This is a genomic window from Marinococcus tarijensis (assembly GCF_054971385.1).
On sequence record NZ_JBQOJA010000001.1, the window covers coordinates 177019 to 194019 of the forward strand.

Here is a 17001-nt window from a genome sequence, read left to right on the forward strand (position 1 = left end):
ATCAAAAGCAGCTTCCCGGGGGAGGCTGCTTTTTCAGCTTTCAGTCAGGCCCTCCGTCAGTGCTGCAGCTGCTTTCTTTTCATCATCAGCAACAGAAGCTTCAAACAGCTTTTCCTGCTGGAGCGGAGTGTACTTCATGTCAAAGCCATGGTGCCAGGCAATTTGGCGGACGAACTCCCGCTGTGTTCTGCCGTTTCCTTCCCGGAATGGATGAATGTGATTCAGGTCATTATAAACCGGGGCAAAGGCTTCGGCGAAAGCTCCTCTGTCTCTGTACGTCAGTTTATTTTTTTCATGGACAGAGTCTCTTAGATGACGCAGACCCCTGTCGATAAACGCAGCAGGCAGAAAGGATGTTCTTCCTTTAGCAAGATCCACCGTCCGAAATTCCCCGGCCCAGGCGTATACATCAGAAAACAGCCGCCGGTGAATACGCCTTATATGCTCTTCATCAAAGGAGCCAAGCACCTTTTTTGCCGTCATCATCTGCTGCAGGCGGTACGTTGTAATAATCTGCTCGATTTTCTCTGCCTTCGCTGATTCCCGAAAATTCATTTTATTTATAAGCACTCCGCTGTCTCCATACGTGTAATAGGATTCGCTCATATTATAAACGCCCTTCCGCTACAGAAGCTGCCACTTCTTTAATCGTCATTTGCCCGTCGCGGAGCTTCCGCACGGCTTCGATATCTTTTTCTGAAAAAACAAAACCTTCTACTTCTGCAGAAACAATCGCGTTCTTAAGCTCCTGTTCTTCGGGCGTGTCCGGGAAATGGTATTTGTCCACTGCGGACGATCCTTGTTTTTCATGCATTGTTTGCCCTCCCCTGCCTGTAATGAAATTATTTTGCTTTCTTCTCGCTTCCTCCCGCCCTCTCCTGCCCTGGGTAAAAGAAAATCCTTGTTTATCGTTTTTTCAGGTGCGCCTTCGTTAGTATCTTTTGGGATACTATACCACTTCAAAGTGGGCACTTCCATGCCTGAGCCTTTTCCTAGTATGATGAACTCTACATGCATCTGCATACTATAATAAAAATTAGAGGAGTGTTTACGCATGACTAATGTAATTGATCCCGCTGTTACTGTCGGGCCTGTGCAGCTCAGGGTGCAGGATATCGGCCGGGCCGCTGCTTATTACGAAAACGTAATCGGCCTCCGGATACTCGAACGCTCATCTTCTGCCGCTGTTCTCGGTGTGCCGTCAGACGAACTTCCCCTCGTCATGCTTCGGGAAGTGGAAGGCTCGATTACTCCCCCGCGCACGTATGCCGGGCTGTATCACTTTGCCGTTCTTCTTCCGGACCGTGCCTCCCTGGGAGCCTTCGCCCGTCATCTGCACAGCATCGGTGAGCGGTTCGGAGCCTCTGATCACAGCGTTAGCGAAGCGCTCTATCTGACGGACCCGGACGGAAACGGCATCGAGGTTTACCGTGACCGCTCCCGGACAGAATGGCACTATGACAGTAACGGGTTCGTCCATATGACGGTGGATCCCCTGCATGAACAACAGCTCCTTCAGGAAGGGAAAAATACACAGTGGCACGGTCTGCCGTCCGAAACTGTGATGGGGCACGTTCATCTTCATGTGCACGATATGAATGAAGCTTATCGTTTTTATGTAGAGGTGCTGGGATTCGACCTGGCCGCTGACCCGCAGAAATTCCCTGCTTTTTTTGTTGCCGCCGGAGGCTATCATCACCATATCGGGCTTAATCCTTGGGCCGGAGCCAAGGCTCCTAAAGCATCCATTCGAAACACCGGCCTTGACATGTATACACTTTTGCTTCCTCCCGGCCAGTCTCTGGAAGCTGTCACTGAAAGGCTGGAGAAAGCGGACTACCCATTTCACCGCGAAGACGATGCCATTTATGTCACTGATCCTTCAGGCATCGTCGTATGCCTTACCGCAAACGCTCCGGTAGCCGCCCTATCCTCTGACCAGATGGCCCGGCTGGCCGAATAAAAATCACTTTTCACCGCCATCCAGGCTTATATAATTATTAACTGATATAACTTTTAAGTATATCCGGCTTCTTCCTTCTTCTGGAAAAGGCCGGGTTTTGTTTATTTACCCTGCTTATACAGGAAAACATGGACAGAAAGAAATTCAACTGATATGATAAATATTGATTGATAATGATTATCACTACTGAATGACTTTTTAATGTTGAAAGAGGATAAAAATGCGTCAACAAACGGAACCTTCCACCTATAAAGACGATATTACTTCACGTCCTGTAACAGCTGTACTAATGTTTATTGCCGGCCTTCCTATACTTGGATTTATTTTTTTGCTTTCAATTTCTGTCGGTGCTGCAGACGTGGAGATTGGTACTGTTTGGAACGCATTGTTTCACTATGACGCTTCCCTGAATGATCATGTCGTGATCCGCGAGCTTCGTCTGCCAAGGGCTATCGCAGATGTTATTGTCGGTGCCTGCTTCGCTGTAGCCGGAGCCATTATGCAGGGAATGACAAGAAATCCACTGGCCGAACCCGGAATTCTCGGCATCAATGCAGGTTCAATTTTCATGGTGGCGGTCTGTTTTGCATTTCTGCCGGGGCTTTCTTATAACCTGTTGATCGTTTTTTCTTTTTTAGGGGCGGCGATCAGCATGGGGCTGATTTTTGGCATTGCTTCGCTTTCACGCATCGGCCTGACGCCTCTTCGCATGGTGCTTGCCGGAGCGGCGATTAATGCTCTGTTCACTGCGTTAAGTGAAGGCATCGCCATTCACTTTGACCTCAGCCAGGATATTGCTTTCTGGTATGCCGGCGGGTTGTCCGGCGTCCGGTGGGAACAGCTGCTGCCAGCCCTACCATGGATGGGTGGAGCGCTTGTATTTGCAGTGGCCCTATCGAGGTCTGTTACTATTTTAAGCCTTGGGGACGATATTGCTTCGGGTCTTGGGCAGCGTGTCGGCGTGATTAAATTACTCTGCACACTGGCCGTTTTGTTTCTCGCCGGCATTGCCGTGTCCATTGCGGGTCCTATCGGCTTTGTCGGCCTCGTTATTCCTCACGTCGTCCGGTTTTTCGTAGGAGTCGACTACCGGGCGATCATTCCGTGCTCTATCGTGGTGGGCGGGATTTTTATGTCGCTTGCCGATATCGGTGCCCGAATTATTAATCCACCGTACGAAACCCCTCTCGGCTCTTTATTCGCGCTTATCGGTGTGCCGTTCTTCTTATACATTGCGCGCCGCGAGAGGAGGGAGCTTTAAATGCATTCTATATTTTCCGGCGAATGGGAACGAAAGCGCCGCAGACGGCGCATTTTCGTATTCAGCTTCCTCGCCGTTCTAATATTTATCGTGCTGCTGTTCAGCATGAATTCCGGTGTCACCCCGCTGGGTCCGTTTGAGGTGTTAAAGACGCTCTTTGGGTTTGGCGATAGTAACCAGAATCTCGTTCTATTTCAGTTCCGTCTTCCCCGGATCGTCATCGCACTTCTTGTCGGAGCGGCTCTTGCCGTTTCAGGATGCGTGCTGCAGGGAATCTCCCGTAACAGTCTGGCCGATCCGGGGATTCTCGGTATTACTACTGGAGCCGGTTTGTTTGTAGTTTTATATATTTCATTTTTCAGCTCGATTGACACCGCTTCTCCTTATTTACTTCCGGTATTCGCGCTTTTCGGCGGTCTGCTCGCTGCAGCATTAATTTACATCCTGGCCTACGACCGGCAGCTCGGACTCGTACCAATGAGAATGATACTGACCGGCATCGCGGTAGCTGCCGGGCTGAATGCACTGATGACCGTCCTTATGCTGCGCCTGCAGCCGGAGCAGTTTGACTTTGTCGCTATATGGCTGGCTGGAAGAATTTACGGGTCCACCTGGCCTTATGTATATTCGTTTCTTCCCTGGTTTATTATATTATCGATTTTCATTTATTACCGGTGGCGCGCTCTTGATACTCTTACGTTTGGCGAACAGATGGCAAAAGGACTTGGCCTTCGGGTAGAAAAGGAACGCCTCATGCTCACCTTCGCCTCGGTGGCTCTTGCAGCATCGGCTGTTTCTGTCAGCGGCGGTATCGGCTTTGTCGGACTGATTGCTCCTCATATTGCACGGAGGCTGATCGGTCCCAATCACGCGCTTGCTCTCCCTGCCTCGGCGCTTCTCGGAGGTCTTCTGCTTTTGTTTGCGGACACACTCGGCCGTACTATCATTCAGCCGTCGGAAATTCATGCGGGAATCGTCGTTGCCGTTATTGGCGCTCCTTACTTCCTGTACCTGCTTGCCAGAAGCAATTTCTAACTTTATCACCCTGAAAGGATGTTTATGCGATGATCGAAACAGATCAACTCCATATTGGTTATGATCAGCAGACAATCGTAAACGATTTAAATATTGAGATTCCTTCTGGTAAAATTACCGCGCTCGTCGGCGCAAATGGTTCCGGAAAGTCTACCATTCTTAAGGCCCTGTCCAGGCTGATGAAGCCTTCGAAGGGCGTCGTTTACTTAAACGGCAGCTCCATTCACAACCAAAAAACAAAAGAGCTCGCCAAACAGATGGCCATTCTTCCCCAAAACCCCGAAGCGCCGCAGGGCTTGACGGTTACGGAGCTTGTAACGTACGGGCGGGCCCCCCATCAGCGCGGTTTTGGTTCCTTAAAAGCCCATGATAAAGAAATGATCGGCTGGGCAATTGAAATCACCGGCATGCGCGCATTCGCCAACCGCCCAATTGATCATTTATCCGGTGGGCAGCGCCAGCGGGCATGGATTGCCATGGCTCTGGCACAGGAAACCGAAACCCTGTTCCTGGATGAGCCTACCACCTTTCTTGATATGGCCCATCAGATGGAAGTGCTGAACATTCTTGAAAAACTGAATGTACAGGAGCACCGGACAATCGTAATGGTCGTGCATGATTTGAATCATGCCAGCCGCTACGCCCACCATATTGTTGCCATCAAACACGGTAATGTTGTAAAGACCGGCACGCCCCACGAAGTGATGGAAGCAGGAATTATCGAAAAAGTGTTTGGCATTAAAAGCGATATTATTAAAGATCCCCGTTCCGGAATGCCGCTCTGTCTGCCTTATAATTTATGCGAGGAACAGGCAGCTTCCCCAATATTTGGGTCCTAAAAAGAGAGCCGGCATAATAATGCACGGCTCTCTTTTGCTATAACCATTTTCTCAGGTGCCATTCATCCCGTATTGTTATTCCGTTTACGCCGACAAGCGGGATCGAAGGCTTATCCTCCCGGGCTCTCCTCGCAGCATCAACATGCACACTCGCCAGTTGAAACCCCCGGCGCCGGTAAAAACGAAGCGCGTATTCATTCTCATTTGTAATAACGACCCTAAGATCCTCTACCCCTGCCTTTTTTAAATACTCCTCTGCATGCATAAGCAGATGGCTCGCATGTCCCTGTTTCTCAATGATGCTGTCCAGAGACACAATTAAACCGATGCGGGCTTCGTATGTATAAGTAATCGCTGCGGCAAGTACACCCTCCTCCTGAACACAGAATCCTTCAAGCTCCGGCAGTACATACGTTTGATTATTAACATGCATCTCATTTGTTTCCCAGCAGGTGGCAAAGAAATCCTTTTTCTTCTGCCAGTCAATTTCTTTCATTGGCTGAATGTTCACAGCGTTTCCCCCTTTTCCCAGTTGCTGGTCAATGTCCATTCCAGCCGTTTGATCCATCGGCGCTGAATAGCCTCCGGAGAACGTTTTACCCGGCCAAGCGCCCGGTAAATCACAGCAAGACTGTAGGCTTTAATATTCTCATCTGTAATATTCATCGTACGAATACTTACGTACGTCTCTAAAAATGCACGACGGAGTTCGCTGTATCTTTCAGGGGCGTGGAATGCTGCGTTCCATAATGCCCAGCTGATGTCTATCATCGGATCGTTCCATCCGGCCCACTCCCAATCGATCAGGACTGCTCTATAGTTTTCATTCAGAATCATATTGTGCGGCCCTGCATCTCCGTGAACAAACGTAATTTCCCCGGTTGTCCGCGCTTCCCAGGCTTCTACAGCCTGCTGATGCATGCCCTGTGGGGGGAGCGTATCTATACCCAGCTGCAAAGGCTCCGCATTCCGGTCATACTCCCGAACCTTGCCTGAACGGCTGTGCACCTCAGAAGCAAGCACGGCAGCAAGCTTTTTATAGGCTTCAAGCCAGAAGGAAGAGTTAAGCGGCAGTTTAGAGACGTTTTCTCCATGATGATAGCTTTGCATAAATGAAAAATAGCCCTCTGATTCCAGACTTCCCGCTGGAGCCGGAAGAAAGGATCCGCCCTGCAGCTTTTCCAGAACTTCATACTCCCTGCGCAGATAGCTGCCGCGGCCTTTCTCAATTTTCAATACAAGCTCTCCCGACGCCTGGGTAACCAAAAAGGTGTGGTGACTGAACCCTCCCGTCAAACGCTCGCTCGCGAATGGGCCAATGATTTTTTCCCATTCTTTTTTTACATCTATCAGCATGTGTCATCTTCCATTCTTTGTGTTCTGCTTTTTTCTTTCCCGTTCAGTCCTTTCCGGAATCTGTTTTTTACCGTCAGAGCAAAAAAAGACCCGGGACAATTCCCGGGCACCGGCTGTTTAACTTCCTACAAGCTTTAATGCTTCTTCGCCCTTAATACTGACGCTCACTTTTCCACTGCTTTTTAATACCCTGGTAATGTTTGCTTTGCCAATCCTTGCGCTGTTCCGCTCTGTATAAAAAATCATGCTGCGCACATCACAGTTGTCATACATTTCTTCAAACAGCTCGATGTGATGAGGGTTTTCCAGCTCTACATACCACACTTCTGCCGGCTCGTAATCATATACAGTTAAAAGTCCTTTATCGAACGTCAATGGTGTTTGTGCGTGTTCAAACTTCAGCCTCGTTAAGCGATACTCTTTCATCGGTAACGCCCCCCTTAATGAGTTCCAAAGACTTCTATTCCGGCTCCAAATTTTATTGTTTCTATACTTTTCCCTATTTTCACACATTTTAAAAGCATTTTAAAGCGCTTACACATTTTTGATCTTTCTGCTCTGGGGCAGAGTAACCGGTACGGGCGCTCGTTCAGCCACCAAAGGTATTTTTATTACTGTTTGCTTCCCAAAAGCCTCAGTTCTCCACTTCCTTTAAAGCTCACACTCACTCCCGAGCTGCTTTCTGTTACTCTCGTGACTTTAGCGAAGCCGATTCTTGCGCTGTGGCCATCAGTAAAAAATACCACTTCTTCTTCTGTATCTTTTTTCTTCCATTCATGTAATAATTCCAACTCAGAAGGCTGTTCAATCTCGGCATACCATATACTGGCTTCATCGTCATAAATGGTCAGTGATCCCCGTGAAATATTGATCGTTTTCGCTGAATGTTCGAGCTTTATTTTTGTGAGACGGAATTCCTGCATGAGGATAGACCCCTTTCTGCGGTTATTTGCGGTATTGTTTCATTTCGTCGTATACAATGGCGGTATACAGGGTATGTGACGTAGTATATTGTTTTTTTAAGCAGTTCATTTTACTTTTTTACATACAATTGCGATAGTTCTCGCTTTTTCTCCGTGGTATGCTGTATCTTTCAGCATTTCTGACACTAAAATTAACAGTTGACGCAGGTGATAATGATGAACCAGCACTTTGAATGGGTGAATATTGCCAAAGGTCTAGGCATAATTCTCGTAGTCCTTGGACACGCCCCTATTGACGATATTCTACGCCAGTATATTTTCGCCTTTCATATGCCTTTGTTCTTTCTTTTATCCGGCGTGACGTTTAAAGGCGGCTATACTGATCTTCGGCCGGTCGATTTCGCCAGAAAAAAAGGCCGCTCACTGCTTTTACCTTATTTCACCTTCTCTATCATTACATATACATTCTGGTTTTTTCTCGAGCGTCCTCTTCTGGGTAAAGATGACGTTGACGCTATTATTCCCGCTCTTGGTATATTTTACTCTGCCGGAGACAACTACCTGCTCACCTACAATCCAGCTATATGGTTTTTAACCTGCCTATTTGTAGTCGAGGTCGGCTTTTACCTGCTGCTCAAATATGTGCCGTGGAACAGTGTGCGCGTTATCAGCATTATTGCTGTCGCTGCGGCAGGATATTTTTCCACCCGCTGGTTTGACTCCATGCTCCCATGGAGTATTCAAGTAGCTACTGTTGCTGTATTGTTTTTCGGACTCGGTTACATGCTAAAGGCCCGGACAAAAATATTCGAACACTCCTTTGGCTGGGTGGCAGCCGCAGCAGCACTCAGCCTTATATATCCGCTCATTCAATTTACGAATCGGATCGACATGCGCTCCGGGGAATACGAGTCTATTCCTATCTTTATTTCCACTTCTCTGCTCGGCATTGCAGGTATATTATTTTTAAGCTTCCGTCTCGAGGGAAAAAGCCGCATCCTCAGTTATTTGGGCCAGAACTCACTGATCATTTTCGCTTTACATTTTATGATTTTTGCCATCATCCGTATCACGCTTCAATACGGCTTCGGTATTGAAGGCAACCCAATGCATATTACTTCTTTATGGGGAATTATGTTTACTGTAGCTACGCTTATCATCAGCGTGCCATTCGTATATTTAATCAAAAACAAAGCTCCATTTCTTATCGGCAAATAATACCCCGGGCTCCTTCTGGACCGAAAACTGTAAACAATCAAATACCTGTGTTAAGATAATACGTATTGGTTCTCACGAAGCAACTTTTAAGGAAGGTCGGTGCATGAAAAGACAAACACCAAAGAGAAAATTACAATACTGGATTTTGAGCCTTTTGGGTCTTTTCGCTGCAGGATTTTCTGCGTTTATTCTTTACACAAGCTGGCACGAGGACCGCCCGGTAATGTCCGTAGTGACAAACCTTGTTGACGGCTCAACCGGCATGGACGGGCCTTACCCGGACAGGCCGGAGTACCAGCTTCCCGAAGAAACTGAGGCCCGTTATGATTACGAAAAAATGACATTAAACGGCATGGACAGCTATGTACTCGATAACGAACAGACCGCAGAAAAGAAAATCATTTATCTGCACGGGGGCGGCTACGTCAGTCAGCCAAACCCGCGTCATTTTCAGTGGCTTGCAGGAGTGCAGAATCAGACTGACAGCACGGTAATGCTCCCTGTTTACCCGAAAGCTCCGCAGCATCAATATGAAGAGGCCTTCGAAAAGCTGGTGCCTCTCTACACGTACACACTTGAGAACACAGAAGCTGAAAATATTGTTATTATGGGAGATTCTGCCGGTGGCGGACTGGCTCTCGCACTTGCCCAGGAGCTAAACCGCCAGGGCATCGAACAGCCGGGAGATATTATCATGCTTTCTCCGTGGCTTGACGTCAGCATGACAAATCCCGGCATTCAGAATTTAACTTCGGTAGATCCTTTTCTTGATTTGGAATGGCTGCTGAATGCCGGAGCTTCCTATGCCGGAGACGCCGATTTGAAAAATCCGATGGTAAGTCCAATTTATGGAGATATGACCGGGCTTGGAGATATGACTTTAATTGTCGGTACCCATGAATTGTTTCTTGCGGATGCCCGGAAGTTTTCTAAGATTACCGACGAGCAAAATATTCCCATCAACTACTATGAGTATTCGGAAATGCCTCATGTGTTTCAGCTCCAGGACACCGATGAAGGCCGCCGGGCCACACAGCAGATAGTTAACATCATTAACGACGATGCAGATGATACCTCCACCACAGATTAAGGTGGAGGTATTTTTGTGGTTAATGATGGGATTTCTTCAATAAAAAAACGCACTCCGGGAGGTGCGTCTGCTTTAAAAATCCAGTTCATCCTTATCACGGAAAAACTTTCCGTTTGGTCCGTCTTCTTCAAGCTGGGCAAGCCACAAAATACCTTTCATTGCTTCAGCCGGCTTTCGCTTAGCTTTTTCTCCGCCCAAATCGGTCTGTACCCATCCCGGGCTGACCGAATTCACTTTTACATCTTTTTTCCGCACTGCTCCGGCGAACAGCCGTGTCAGAGCATTTAATCCATATTTAGAGGATTTATACGCTCCGCCCATCGGGGCATCCATAGTGCCGGAAACTCCGATTTCAGCAGCTATATTTACGATACGTCCATAGCCTGCTTCGAGCATGGAGGGCATAAAGCTCCTCATCATAAAAAACGGTCCGAAATAATTTGTTAATTGAATATCTTCGAACGTCTCTGGTTCAATATCAACGATCGACTGCTTTTGATCCGGAAAAATCCCGGCATTATTTACAAGCACATCGAGTTTTCCGTCCTCGTCCAGAATTTGTTTTTTCACCGCCTCCACCATATCAGGGAGACCGACATCGAGTGAAATAAACTGAACGTCGAGTTCTTCGTCCTGTAACGCTTTTGCTGCTTCCCTGCCTGCATTCTCGTCTCTTGCTCCACGCCATACCTTGAAGCCGCTTTGAGCTAACTGCCGGCAGGCTTCCAGTCCAATACCGCGATTCCCGCCAGTCACCAGGGCGTTCTTTTTCATTATATGCTCCTCCTTCCAGTCTATATGCTCCCCTATACCCGAAGGAAGAGCCGCCTAGTCCGGGAAGCAGAGTAATAAAATAGATATATTTCATGTACGTTAAACCTGAAAACGGGAAGCTGTTTTACATACTTCCCAGGCCATGAGCCGCCCAGGCGAAGAGTCCATTTAAAACAGCAAGCATCAGCAGCAGCCTTGAAAATCTTTGGTTATTCCTCCACTCCCATGCAGCGCCAATAACACCCACGCCGGCGGAAACCATCCAGGCAGAAATGAATATTTTTTCTGCTGGAGCCTGGGGCAGTATAGTATAAAAACCAGTAAGAAAAAGCACCCACTGCGTAGCAAGTATACCTAACGCTGTAATGCTGAACTTTTTTATTTCTCCGTCTATGTGAATCACCGGCCATGAACTTCCAATCATGATCTCCTCCCCACCAGTAAGCTTAGAATAAAAATGCTTCTTCAAGCTTCCAATTCATTAACATATCTTACCATAATGATTTATGTGCATGTGATATGTTTAATAACCAAAGAATATGGCAATATGTGTAGCATATCTTCAAAAAGCCTTAATGGCGGGAATGAATATTTACACTTTCTTCAGAATTTCATATAGGCATCAGTTCAAAAGCTGATCGTCAATTCTGAAACGAAAAGGAACGAATTGCTATCAGCTATCCTGCTTCCGCACTAACTGCATAATTGGCAGCAGTGGCCTGGACAATAACCGGGCCAAAAGCCAGAAAAAGGGTGTGAGCTCTTTTTCTGGCTTTTTGTATTTTTAAGATAAAACAAGTAAGAAAGGACAGACACTAATATGGCCATATTTTTCACACTTCTCTGCGGCGTTTCCTGTTATGGACTGCTGCTTTGGGACCGCCTAAACACAAACAGCCAGAAGAAAAGCGAATAATCAATATCTCTAACATTGTCTGCTGTATTTCAGCTAAAGGAGGGAAAGCATCTATGCTGCGGAGCATTTTCGATTACAAAACAGAAAAAACACTTAAGGAGCTTAACCATTTGGCGGGTGCCCCTGTAGATAGACGACTAAAAAGTAACCAGCCCTTCACTCTTCACCTTACCCCCGCCCAAACAGAACGATTAAAGTCACATATGGCTTTTCTGCATAATGAAAGGCTTGTGTACGTTTCCCTGATGAGAGAGGAGGCCTCTTTAGAAGCTTATTCAAAAGACGAAATTATTCCTGTACGACTCGTGCCACTTCCCGGGCTGTGGAAGCTCAAGGAACGAAGAGAAGCTTAGTATTATTCAACAGCCTATTAAAGAAGCCAGAAGATTAAGTACTGCAGGCTGAGTTTATTTTGTATTTTAATCACTGTGCAGGTAACGGTACAGATCAGCATCGATTTCTTCCTTTAATTGAAGCTTCAACCGCACAACCGGAATTGATTTTCCGTTTTTATCCTGCATGGATGTATCTTCTTCCGTGTGCTTCAGCGGGCATGCTTCGCCCATGTAATAAAACTCACGGCCTTCATCATCGTCTTTTTTCACAAAGATATAAATGCGGTTACCGTGTTTATCTGCATCGATAATTTCCTGCACTTCCCTGGAGGCAGTGGTCCGGTTGCTCCTTGTATACCACTGAAGCTCTTTGCGGCTAATAAACTCATCCTCGTAATTAATATTTGCTTCCACGTCTTCCGGCTTATGGTACGTAATAAAAATAGGGGTCGTGCCGTATTTCGTTTTATAGCCATATATGGTTGAGCTTTCATCGTTTTCCCAGTTCAGCAGCCGGCATACGTCCTTACGGGAATATTTTTGGTACAGCGTAAACGGCGGCCTGCCGTATTGTTCATTCTTCATCTCCGCACAGGAAAGCACGTCTTCCACGAGCACGCTGAACCAGGATGAACCGGCGAGCGCTTCTTTCATCGCAGTGTGCCACATGATGGTTCCTTTCGCCTCTTCAATCAGCGGGGTTCTGCCGTACCTTTTCTGATAAGGATCTGTGAAAAAATCCGTTGTTAAAAGCCTCTTCACTGAGACGGCCGCTGCCTTTGTTCCAGCGTCCCCTGACGCCTGCACAATATGCTCTATTTCTCCCGTGGTAATGCGGCTATGCTTGAGAAGATGCCGAAGTACTTCCACTTCATGCAGGCGTTTTCCGTTAATAAATTCCGCCGAAATGAGATACAGGAGCTGATCCTCAAGCGGAGACAGCCGGGGGACCTCTTCCTTCAATTTGCCCAGAAAACGATGATAGCTTCCATATTTAGAAGTGATCACCTCCGGATCCACGGCATTCTGCTGCAGAAAATCCTTTAAAAGCGGCATCCTTCCGATACGCTGCTTTACATTCGTATAAGATTCCTTCAGCTTTCGCATTTCCTGCAGATTCGTCTGATCGATAGCAGCAAACACCTTCTTTTTGGCCACCTCTTCAAAATTAATAGAGGAAACACCCTGAACAAAGCTATTGGTCTGCATCCTCCGGCGGATATTATCTTTATTGAGCGAACGGTCGCCGGAGAGTGCCACCGGAATCAAATAGTTATTTTTATAATTGCCGATAAAATCCACGACGGTTACGAAATCCTTGGCGGGATCCTTGCGGAGACCTCTCCCAAGCTGCTGGGTAAAGATAATGCTCGACTGCGTCTGCCGGAGCATGACGACCTGGTTGACACCCGGTATATCAATGCCTTCATTGAATATGTCCACAGTAATAATGTATTCAATCACGCCGTTTTCAAGACGGTTCACCTGCTTCCACCGCTCGTCCTGCGAATGGGCACCCGTCAGCACTACGGTATTCCGCCCTTTTTGGTTCATTAGAGCTGACAGCTCTTCTGCCTCCTTGTTCCGGCTGCAGAAAATCAGTCCACGCACCGTCTCCCCAGAATAACCGTAATAATGGATTTTTTCGAGCAGGTGTTCTACACGCTCCTCCGACACAAGCCGGCTCAAATCTGTCGTCTGATCAATCACTTCTCCGTTCTTATCATAATCGGTCACCCCAAAATAATGAAAAGGACAGAGCATTTCTTCTTCAAGCGCTTCCTGCAGCCGTATTTCATAAGCCACCTGATAGTCAAACAGAGCGAAGATATTTACATCATCGCTTCGCTCCGGTGTCGCTGTCATACCAAGTAAAAAGGATGGTTGAAAATAATCGATAACCTTTTGATACGATGCAGCCCCTGCTTTATGTACTTCATCGATTAAAATATAATCAAACGCTTCAGGGTCGAACCTGTGCAGGTGAATATCCCTTGAAATTGTTTGTATTGTTGCAAACACGTAGCGGGCCTCCGTGTCCTGGCCGGCGCCGGTATATAACCCAAAATTCTCTGTGCGGCCGCCGAGAACTTCGGCGAAGTCGTCCTTTGCTTTCCGGAGAATCTGCTCCCGGTGTACGATAAACAGCATCTTTCGGGGCCGGTACTTTCGTACATCGAATGCGGCTAAATACGTTTTTCCGGTACCTGTTGCTGAGATGACGAGCCCCTTTTGCTGCCCGGCTGTTCTCAAGGTCTCCAGTTCCTTCAAAGCTGCCTGCTGCATTTTATTCGGCTGGATTTCCAGTGCTTCCTTCATTGCGTTCCGGTCAATCCAGGCTGGAGAAAGCTCGGCAATCTTCTCCTGGGCCTGCGGGCGATACAGCTGCTGATACTTTTCTATCCATTCCTCTGTCAACGGTATGGCCTGCGACCAGGTATCCTCAAACTGCTCCCGGAAGTGATGAATCACCTCTCCGTTTTCATGAGAATGCAGCTTAATGTTCCATTCGTAGTTCACCTTCAGCGCATGCACCGTCAGGTTCGAGCTCCCTACCATCAGCGAATAGTGGTCGTTATGCTTAAATACATATCCTTTGGAATGGAATCCGTCAATTTCCGCTAAGCGCACTTCCACATTCGTAATTTTCAGCAGCTCCTGAAAGACCTTCGGCTGATTAAACTGCAGAAAGGTGGACGTAAGTATTCTCCCATGCACACCGCGTTCCTTCAGTTCCAGCAGGTGTGTTTTCAGGGTGGCCAGGCCACTTTCCGTAATAAAGGCAACTGAAAAGAAAAAAGATTCACACCGTTGCAATTCATGAACAAGTGTAGCGAGCACCTCCTCATGCTTTTGTTTGTCATTCATCAAAAGCTTTGGTGCATAAGGACTGCGCTCGTAGCTGTTCTGGTCAATAAAGCCGCGGTATAACGATTCCTGTAATTGACGTACTGTATCCATCATCAAGCTCCTGCCTATGTTTGTAATAAAAACTACTGAGTGATTTTATGAATGGCAGGAATATCTGCCGGTGCCCAGTCCAGTTCATACAGATGATTTTTATGTACCCATTTGATGGTACGGTGTTCCGTAAGTGTCGGTTCTTCTCCAGTAAGCCTGCAATAAAATGTTGTTAAGTGCACGATCCCGAAATCGTATTCATGCGTTGTTTCCTCAATTTTGTCTTCAATGCTGATGCCGCATTTCATTTCTTCCCTGATTTCTCTTTGCAGCGCATGCCCCGGCGTTTCCCCTGCTTCAATTTTCCCGCCCGGGAATTCCCATTTCAGCGGGAGAGTTTTCGTCTGTCCGCGCTGAGCGCAAAGAATCCACTCTTTGTCGTAAATGACTGCTCCCACCACATAGATGTCTTTTTTCATTTTACCCCTGCCCTTCTGAATGGAGATGCGTTCTGACTTCTTTTTACCAGCTTACTATACTTTCCATTTTTCAGGCAAAGATGAGTCATAAAAAAACCCCCGGCCCGGAGGCCGAAGGCGTTGACTTAGTCATTGTATTCTTTTTCAAACGTTTTCGTGCTTCTTACTGTATCAATCGGCCGCACAGATGCCTCGATCTGTTCGCGCTGCGGCTCGAGCATCGGCGGCAGAGCAAGATTTTCTCCGAGCGTTTCATATGGTTCGTCTCCCATGAATCCCGGTCCATCCGTCGCAAATTCAAATAAAATCTGCGGTGCCACCTGAGAGTAAAGTGATTCAAAATAATGCCGGTTCACGTATCCTGATGTGCGGAAACGGAAGTCCGCCATCCGCTGAATCCAGGCGTCGAGCTCCTCGCGATCCTTCACCCGGAATGCCGAGTGGTGCACAGTGCCGTAGCCCTGACGCGCCGGCGGAAGAACCGCGTTGTATTCGACGATCACCTGGGCACCGTTTCCTCCTTCTCCGACCTCAAATAAACGAAATGAGCCGTCATGCCCGATTTCTTTAAACATGAGCACGCGCTCCATCATTTCTTTGAAATAGTCAATGTTATCGATACGGACATAAATGGGTCCAAGCCCCGTAATCGCGTACTCGTCTGGAACAGGACCGCTCTTCCACGGCTTACCTGCCGGCACTCCTTCATTGTTTTCATCAGAAACAAGTTCATACTGCTGTTCATCAAAATCAACAAACGGGAGGCGTTTTTTGCCAAAGCGTTCATAAATGCCCTGGTGCTTAATATCCTTTCGGTCAAACCGCTTTTCCCAATATGCCAGAGCCTCATCACTTGGCACCCGGAAAGACGTCCGTGCGATCTCGTTTGTGCCGTGTGTGCCTTTAGGGATACCCGGAAAATCAAAAAAGGTCATGTCGGTGCCGGCATTCCCTTCATCGTCGGCAAAAAACAAATGATACGTCTGAATATCGTCCTGATTGACGGTTTTTTTGATCAGTCTCATACCTAATACGTACGTGAAGAACTCATAATTTTTTTCTGCACTGCTCGTAATAGCTGTTACGTGGTGCAGGCCTCTGATTCCTTCCACCCTGCGTTCCTCCTTTGTTTCAAATGCTTTATTAGATTCCATATAAAAGGGGCGCGTGCGCCCCCCTTTTGACTACTGCTGCTCCATACCTTTTTTCACCCATGAAGCTACTGTCACTGTACGCTTCGCCTGATGCTTGACGGCTTCTTCAATGTCTTCCTGCATGTTACCTTCCTGGTCAACCGTGACACTCGTGCCATAAGGGTTGCCGCCGGAAGCAAACGTGACCGGATCTGTGTAGCCTGGAGAAGCGATGATCGCTCCCCAGTGCATCATCGTCGTATACAGGTTTTTCACCGTAGCTTCCTGTCCGCCGTGCGGGTTCTGGGCGGAGGACATGCCGCTCACTACTTTATTGACCAGCTGGCCGTTCATCCACAGGCCGCCGGTCGTATCAATGAACTGCTTCATCTGCGCCGGCAGGTTGCCAAAACGCGTCGGCATACTGAAAATAAAGGCGTCTGCCCATTCCAGGTCAGCGAGTGTCGCTTCCGGAATATGAGAGGTATCTTCGAGATGCTGCTTCCAGGCCGGGTTTGCATGTACCGCTTCGTCAGGAGCAAGCTCCGGAACACGGACGAGCTTCGCTTCCGCCCCGGCTGCTTCTGCGCCTTCCACGGCCCATTGTCCCATTGTATAGTTTGTGCCTGTTGCGCTGTAATAAATGACTGCTACTTTTACGTTTTCCATTGCTTCATCGCTCCTTGTATTTTGTTTCAAAAAATCAAATAGTCCCACTTTCGTGCACCACCATTTCTTTTATTCCTGCATGCTTTCTGGTATAAGGATGCGTGCTCCA

General features: G+C 47.5%; 19 protein-coding genes. 7 read left to right on the forward strand and 12 right to left on the reverse strand.

What is annotated here, in order from left to right:
• Window positions 1-33: 33 nt before the first annotated feature.
• Window positions 34-606 (reverse strand): Fic/DOC family protein, encoded by a 573-nt coding sequence (locus ACTTK7_RS00870; RefSeq protein ID WP_462865054.1) that lies wholly within the window; start codon window positions 604-606, stop codon window positions 34-36.
• Window position 607: 1 nt separating this feature from the next.
• Window positions 608-814 (reverse strand): hypothetical protein, encoded by a 207-nt coding sequence (locus ACTTK7_RS00875; RefSeq protein ID WP_462865056.1) that lies wholly within the window; start codon window positions 812-814, stop codon window positions 608-610.
• Window positions 815-1054: 240 nt separating this feature from the next.
• On the opposite strand from ACTTK7_RS00875, the gene ACTTK7_RS00880 reads away from it, so the two are divergent.
• From ACTTK7_RS00880 to ACTTK7_RS00895, 4 genes are all read left to right on the forward strand, one after another.
• The gene (locus ACTTK7_RS00880; RefSeq protein ID WP_462865058.1) at window positions 1055-1963 is read left to right on the forward strand and encodes a VOC family protein; all 909 of its coding nucleotides are present in this window, start codon (window positions 1055-1057) and stop codon (window positions 1961-1963) included.
• A gap of 220 nt (window positions 1964-2183) precedes the next feature.
• Window positions 2184-3224 (forward strand): FecCD family ABC transporter permease, encoded by a 1041-nt coding sequence (locus ACTTK7_RS00885; protein ID WP_462865060.1) that lies wholly within the window; start codon window positions 2184-2186, stop codon window positions 3222-3224.
• Window positions 3225-4259, forward strand: coding sequence for a FecCD family ABC transporter permease (locus ACTTK7_RS00890; RefSeq protein ID WP_462865061.1), 1035 nt, complete (start codon window positions 3225-3227; stop codon window positions 4257-4259).
• Between the two features lie 29 nt (window positions 4260-4288).
• Window positions 4289-5098: an ABC transporter ATP-binding protein gene (locus ACTTK7_RS00895; protein WP_462865063.1), complete on the forward strand. Its 810-nt coding sequence runs from the start codon at window positions 4289-4291 to the stop codon at window positions 5096-5098.
• A gap of 37 nt (window positions 5099-5135) precedes the next feature.
• On the opposite strand, the gene ACTTK7_RS00900 is transcribed toward ACTTK7_RS00895, so the two are convergent.
• The 4 genes from ACTTK7_RS00900 to ACTTK7_RS00915 form a co-directional block, all read right to left on the reverse strand.
• Window positions 5136-5609 carry a GNAT family N-acetyltransferase gene (locus tag ACTTK7_RS00900; RefSeq protein ID WP_462865065.1) on the reverse strand — a complete coding sequence of 158 codons (474 nt, stop codon included), beginning with the start codon at window positions 5607-5609 and terminating at the stop codon, window positions 5136-5138.
• Window positions 5606-6454: a phosphotransferase family protein gene (locus ACTTK7_RS00905; protein ID WP_462865067.1), complete on the reverse strand. Its 849-nt coding sequence runs from the start codon at window positions 6452-6454 to the stop codon at window positions 5606-5608. The genes ACTTK7_RS00900 and ACTTK7_RS00905 overlap by 4 nt, the downstream gene beginning before the upstream one ends.
• Window positions 6455-6571: 117 nt before the next feature.
• On the reverse strand, window positions 6572-6880 hold the full coding sequence (locus ACTTK7_RS00910; protein ID WP_462865069.1) for a hypothetical protein: 309 nt from the start codon (window positions 6878-6880) through the stop codon (window positions 6572-6574).
• Window positions 6881-7065: 185 nt separating this feature from the next.
• On the reverse strand, window positions 7066-7377 hold the full coding sequence (locus ACTTK7_RS00915) for a hypothetical protein (RefSeq protein ID WP_462865071.1): 312 nt from the start codon (window positions 7375-7377) through the stop codon (window positions 7066-7068).
• 216 nt (window positions 7378-7593) lie between these two features.
• Between ACTTK7_RS00915 and ACTTK7_RS00920 the strand changes: the two genes are divergently transcribed.
• Window positions 7594-8595: an acyltransferase family protein gene (locus ACTTK7_RS00920; RefSeq protein WP_462865072.1), complete on the forward strand. Its 1002-nt coding sequence runs from the start codon at window positions 7594-7596 to the stop codon at window positions 8593-8595.
• Between the two features lie 103 nt (window positions 8596-8698).
• Window positions 8699-9685: an alpha/beta hydrolase fold domain-containing protein gene (locus ACTTK7_RS00925; protein WP_462865073.1), complete on the forward strand. Its 987-nt coding sequence runs from the start codon at window positions 8699-8701 to the stop codon at window positions 9683-9685.
• A 72-nt stretch (window positions 9686-9757) separates the two neighbouring features.
• Here ACTTK7_RS00925 and ACTTK7_RS00930 read toward each other — a convergent pair whose 3' ends face one another.
• Window positions 9758-10459 (reverse strand): SDR family NAD(P)-dependent oxidoreductase, encoded by a 702-nt coding sequence (locus tag ACTTK7_RS00930; RefSeq protein WP_462865075.1) that lies wholly within the window; start codon window positions 10457-10459, stop codon window positions 9758-9760.
• Between the two features lie 124 nt (window positions 10460-10583).
• Window positions 10584-10883: a hypothetical protein gene (locus ACTTK7_RS00935; protein WP_462865076.1), complete on the reverse strand. Its 300-nt coding sequence runs from the start codon at window positions 10881-10883 to the stop codon at window positions 10584-10586.
• 545 nt (window positions 10884-11428) lie between these two features.
• On the opposite strand from ACTTK7_RS00935, the gene ACTTK7_RS00940 reads away from it, so the two are divergent.
• Complete coding sequence (locus ACTTK7_RS00940; RefSeq protein WP_462865078.1) at window positions 11429-11728, forward strand: hypothetical protein; 300 nt, start codon at window positions 11429-11431, stop codon at window positions 11726-11728.
• Between the two features lie 66 nt (window positions 11729-11794).
• Here ACTTK7_RS00940 and ACTTK7_RS00945 read toward each other — a convergent pair whose 3' ends face one another.
• The 4 genes from ACTTK7_RS00945 to wrbA all read right to left on the reverse strand — a co-directional run bounded on the left by ACTTK7_RS00945 (window position 11795) and on the right by wrbA (window position 16892).
• On the reverse strand, window positions 11795-14674 hold the full coding sequence (locus ACTTK7_RS00945; protein WP_462865080.1) for a DUF3427 domain-containing protein: 2880 nt from the start codon (window positions 14672-14674) through the stop codon (window positions 11795-11797).
• 29 nt (window positions 14675-14703) lie between these two features.
• Window positions 14704-15090, reverse strand: a complete 387-nt coding sequence (locus ACTTK7_RS00950; protein WP_462865082.1) for a (deoxy)nucleoside triphosphate pyrophosphohydrolase — start codon at window positions 15088-15090, stop codon at window positions 14704-14706.
• Window positions 15091-15215: 125 nt separating this feature from the next.
• Window positions 15216-16202: a ring-cleaving dioxygenase gene (locus tag ACTTK7_RS00955; protein ID WP_462865083.1), complete on the reverse strand. Its 987-nt coding sequence runs from the start codon at window positions 16200-16202 to the stop codon at window positions 15216-15218.
• Between the two features lie 72 nt (window positions 16203-16274).
• Window positions 16275-16892, reverse strand: a complete 618-nt coding sequence (gene wrbA / locus ACTTK7_RS00960) for an NAD(P)H:quinone oxidoreductase (RefSeq protein WP_298788485.1) — start codon at window positions 16890-16892, stop codon at window positions 16275-16277.
• Window positions 16893-17001 lie beyond the last annotated feature (109 nt).